This is a genomic window from Alteribacillus sp. JSM 102045 (genome assembly GCF_041949975.1).
In the GTDB taxonomy this organism is placed as follows: Bacteria; Bacillota; Bacilli; order Bacillales; family Marinococcaceae; genus Alteribacillus.
Map to the genome: position 1 here is coordinate 1 of NZ_JBHFQG010000080.1, position 2088 is coordinate 2088.

Below are 2088 nucleotides of genomic sequence, written 5' to 3' on the forward strand. Positions count from 1 at the left end.
CGCGCCGAAAAACGGACGTGGAGAGTGTATTTGGTCATGTCAAACAAAACCTCGGGTACCAGCGATTCCTCCTGCGAGGGCTGGAAAAAGTCCACGTGGAGTTCGGCTGGGTAGCCCTGGCTCACAACATGAGAAAAGTGGCGGCGGCGAAACGCCGCCAAAAGAAGCAAGCAGCATAAACATCTACAAAAAAAGCCATGGTCACCATCTTCTTGGATGGCGTCCATGGCTTTTCAGTTTAGAGGCTTTTGATACAGCCCCAATAACTATCTTCAGTATGTAAATTGGTAGCGGTGGTCGGGGTCGAACCGACACTCCCGAAGGAACACGATTTTGAGTCGTGCGCGTCTGCCAATTCCGCCACACCGCCAAAAAAATGGTGCCGAGGGCCGGACTCGAACCGGCACGGTTGTAGACCAACCGCAGGATTTTAAGTCCTGTGTGTCTGCCAATTCCACCACCCCGGCAGTTGGAATTATGATGTGGAGGCGGCACCCGGATTCGAACCGGGGAATAAGGGTTTTGCAGACCCGTGCCTTACCACTTGGCTATGCCGCCATGTGCATAATTTATCATATAAAAACAATGCACATTTAGTGATAATGGAGCGGAAGACGGGATTCGAACCCGCGACCCCCACCTTGGCAAGGTGGTGTTCTACCACTGAACTACTTCCGCATAGTGTTGGCTGGGCTAGCTGGATTCGAACCAGCGCATCACGGAATCAAAATCCGTTGCCTTACCGCTTGGCTATAGCCCATTGTAACAGATGGGGCGATTGGTGGGAATCGAACCCACGAGTGCCGGAGCCACAATCCGGTGCGTTAACCACTTCGCCACAACCGCCATTTTCCTTAGAAAAATGGCAGGGGTAGTAGGAATCGAACCCACATTGGCGGTTTTGGAGACCGCTGTTCTACCATTAAACTATACCCCTGTAAAAAATGGTGGAGGGGGACGGATTCGAACCGCCGAACCCAGAGGGAGCAGATTTACAGTCTGCCGCGTTTGGCCAACTTCGCTACCCCTCCACAATGGTGCCGGCCAGAGGACTTGAACCCCCAACCTACTGATTACAAGTCAGTTGCTCTACCAATTGAGCTAGACCGGCATGGTGGTGGCTCGAGACGGAATCGAACCGCCGACACGTGGATTTTCAGTCCACTGCTCTACCGACTGAGCTATCGAGCCCTGATATTTGTGTTTAAAATATGGCGGGCCTGACGGGAATCGAACCCGCGATCTCCTGCGTGACAGGCAGGCATGTTAACCGCTACACCACAGGCCCTTTTTTGAAGAATAAGCTGCGAATCTCTTCGTCAGCTGCTGTCATTGAGTCAGTCACGTACTAGTGTACGCTCCTTCCTTTCTCTCCCTTGGTTTCTCGATTTCTTGATTCTTCAATAATCGATTTAATCAGGGTGAAAGACATGATAATTATGCTGTATTAAATTGGTTGCGGGGGGAGGATTTGAACCTCCGACCTCCGGGTTATGAGCCCGACGAGCTACCAGACTGCTCTACCCCGCGATATTCACAACGTTAAGTGGTGGAGGATGACAGGATCGAACTGCCGACCCCCTGCTTGTAAGGCAGGTGCTCTCCCAGCTGAGCTAATCCTCCGATGTATATGGTGACCCGTAGGGGGTTCGAACCCCTGTTACCGCCGTGAAAGGGCGGTGTCTTAACCACTTGACCAACGGGCCTTCCTTTTATGTATGTATTATGGCGGAGAGCGAGGGATTCGAACCCTCGAGACGGTTCTACACCGCCTACACGATTTCCAATCGTGCTCCTTCGGCCAACTCGGACAGCTCTCCGGATGGCTCCACAGGCAGGATTCGAACCTGCGACCGATCGGTTAACAGCCGATAGCTCTACCACTGAGCTACTGTGGAATATTGTAAGTCAAAATGTTTCTCACAATTTTATAATATACCATGTTTTTAATTGATTGTCCAGCCTGGCAACGTCCTACTTTCACAAAGGGCTGCCCCTTCATTATCATCGGCGCTGAAGAGCTTAACTTCCGTGTTCGGCATGGGAACGGGTGGAACCTCTTCGCTATCGTCACCAGACAGGGATGTT

General features: G+C 51.7%; 16 tRNA genes, 1 rRNA gene and 1 pseudogene. 1 reads left to right on the forward strand and 17 read right to left on the reverse strand.

The features are described from left to right. Positions 1 to 167, forward strand: a pseudogene (locus tag ACE1TI_RS21560) (transposase); the annotation flags it as partial. 118 nt (positions 168 to 285) lie between these two features. On the opposite strand, the gene ACE1TI_RS21565 reads toward ACE1TI_RS21560, so the two are convergent. From ACE1TI_RS21565 to rrf, 17 genes are all read right to left on the reverse strand, one after another. Continuing rightward, positions 286 to 370 (reverse strand) — tRNA-Leu (locus tag ACE1TI_RS21565). A 7-nt stretch (positions 371 to 377) separates the two neighbouring features. Next, positions 378 to 467: transfer RNA gene (locus ACE1TI_RS21570), tRNA-Leu, on the reverse strand. Positions 468 to 483: 16 nt separating this feature from the next. After that, positions 484 to 558 (reverse strand) — tRNA-Cys (locus tag ACE1TI_RS21575). Between the two features lie 45 nt (positions 559 to 603). Then, positions 604 to 678, reverse strand: a tRNA-Gly gene (locus tag ACE1TI_RS21580). A 7-nt stretch (positions 679 to 685) separates the two neighbouring features. After that, positions 686 to 760 (reverse strand) — tRNA-Gln (locus tag ACE1TI_RS21585). A gap of 10 nt (positions 761 to 770) precedes the next feature. Further along, positions 771 to 846: transfer RNA gene (locus tag ACE1TI_RS21590), tRNA-His, on the reverse strand. Between the two features lie 17 nt (positions 847 to 863). Then, positions 864 to 937, reverse strand: a tRNA-Trp gene (locus ACE1TI_RS21595). A gap of 8 nt (positions 938 to 945) precedes the next feature. Then, a tRNA-Tyr gene (locus ACE1TI_RS21600) sits at positions 946 to 1031 on the reverse strand. A 4-nt stretch (positions 1032 to 1035) separates the two neighbouring features. Continuing rightward, positions 1036 to 1111: transfer RNA gene (locus ACE1TI_RS21605), tRNA-Thr, on the reverse strand. Between the two features lie 4 nt (positions 1112 to 1115). After that, a tRNA-Phe gene (locus ACE1TI_RS21610) sits at positions 1116 to 1191 on the reverse strand. Between the two features lie 21 nt (positions 1192 to 1212). Further along, positions 1213 to 1288 (reverse strand) — tRNA-Asp (locus tag ACE1TI_RS21615). A gap of 165 nt (positions 1289 to 1453) precedes the next feature. Then, positions 1454 to 1530 (reverse strand) — tRNA-Met (locus tag ACE1TI_RS21620). Between the two features lie 17 nt (positions 1531 to 1547). After that, positions 1548 to 1623 (reverse strand) — tRNA-Val (locus tag ACE1TI_RS21625). An 8-nt stretch (positions 1624 to 1631) separates the two neighbouring features. After that, positions 1632 to 1706, reverse strand: a tRNA-Glu gene (locus ACE1TI_RS21630). 20 nt (positions 1707 to 1726) lie between these two features. Next, positions 1727 to 1820: transfer RNA gene (locus tag ACE1TI_RS21635), tRNA-Ser, on the reverse strand. Positions 1821 to 1823: 3 nt separating this feature from the next. Beyond that, a tRNA-Asn gene (locus ACE1TI_RS21640) sits at positions 1824 to 1898 on the reverse strand. Between the two features lie 63 nt (positions 1899 to 1961). Then, positions 1962 to 2078: ribosomal RNA gene (gene rrf, locus ACE1TI_RS21645) — 5S ribosomal RNA — on the reverse strand. Positions 2079 to 2088: the final 10 nt, after the last annotated feature.